The organism is Siccirubricoccus soli, from assembly GCF_024178315.1.
Taxonomy (GTDB): domain Bacteria; phylum Pseudomonadota; class Alphaproteobacteria; order Acetobacterales; family Acetobacteraceae; genus Siccirubricoccus; species Siccirubricoccus soli.
The window spans coordinates 1-1178 of record NZ_JAMZIK010000140.1 but is presented as its reverse complement, the minus strand read 5'-3'; the positions used below and the strand labels follow the sequence as shown (position 1 = coordinate 1178).

Here is a 1178-nt window from a genome sequence, read left to right as displayed (position 1 = left end):
CGCGGGTGTTCCTGGCCTGCGGCGTGGCGGATATGAGGAAGGGCTTCGATGGCCTCGCGGCACTGGTGCAGACAGTGCTGGCGCAGGATCCCTACAGCGGGGCGATGTTTTGCTTTCGCGGGCGCCGCGGTGACCTGCGGAAAATCCTCGTCTGGGACGGCCAGGGCCTGATCCTCGTGGCGAAGCGGCTGGAAAAGGCCGCTTCGTGTGGCCGCAGACGCAGAGCGGTGTCGTGACGCTGACGGCAGCGCAGCTCTCGATGCTGGTCGAGGGCATCGACTGGCGCCTGGCCGAGGCGATCGGCACCTATGCGCTGTCCCAGGGCATCATCTGGACCGACGACACGCCGATCGCGGTGCTGGCGCCGGGCCGCGGCCGGACGCGTCAGGGGCGGTTCTGGGTCTACGCCTTCGATCCTAGGCCCTGGCAGGGCAAGGGCGCGCCCGCGGCGTTCTACCGATACTCGCCGGACCGCAAGGGCGAGCGACCACGCGGGCACCTCGAGGATTTCGAGGGTTGGCTGCATGCAGACGGCTACACCGGCTACGATGCGCTGACGCAACCGCACGGCAACCGCCCGCCGCAGGTCCCCCATGTCGCCGGCATGGCGCATGTGCGGCGCAAGCTGTTCGAGGTGTTCGAGGCCACCAAGCCGCAGATTGCCGAGGAGGCGCTGCAGTGCATCGCGGCACTCTATGCCATCGAGGCCGAGATCAACGGCAAACCCGCCGAGCTGCGGCTCGCTGAGCGCCAGGCCCGCAGCAAGTCGCTGCTCGACCGCCTGCACGACTGGCTGCTGACCCAGCGACGCCGCTTGTCGGGCAAGTCGACCCTGGGCAAGGCGATGCAGTATGCGCTCAATCGGTGGGAGGCTCTCGCGCGCTATCTCGAGGACGGCAGGCTCTCGATCGACAACAACCTCGCCGAGCGGCAGCTGCGAGGGATCGCCCTAACAAGGAAGAATTTTCCGTTCCTCGGTTCCGATGCCGAGGGCAAACGCGCGGCCAGCATCTACACCGTCGCTGAGACTGCCACGCTCAACGGCCTCGACCCGGAACCCTACATCGCCGCCGTAATCGACCGCCTTGCTCGCGGCCACACCATCGGCCGCCTCCACGAACTCCCGCCCTGGAACTCCAAGCCCGAGACGCCGCCCGTGGTGACCGGCTGACGCTTAC

The 1178-nt window shown here is 67.9% G+C and carries 1 protein-coding gene and 1 pseudogene; both read left to right on the top strand.

What is annotated here, in order from left to right; all coding sequences use genetic code 11:
• Positions 1–32: 32 nt before the first annotated feature.
• Positions 33–229, top strand: a pseudogene (gene tnpB / locus NJ376_RS20955) (IS66 family insertion sequence element accessory protein TnpB); the annotation flags it as partial.
• Positions 230–232: 3 nt separating this feature from the next.
• Positions 233–1171, top strand: a complete 939-nt coding sequence (gene tnpC / locus NJ376_RS20950) for an IS66 family transposase (RefSeq protein ID WP_456309665.1) — start codon at positions 233–235, stop codon at positions 1169–1171.
• The last annotated feature ends 7 nt before the right edge of the window (positions 1172–1178 follow it).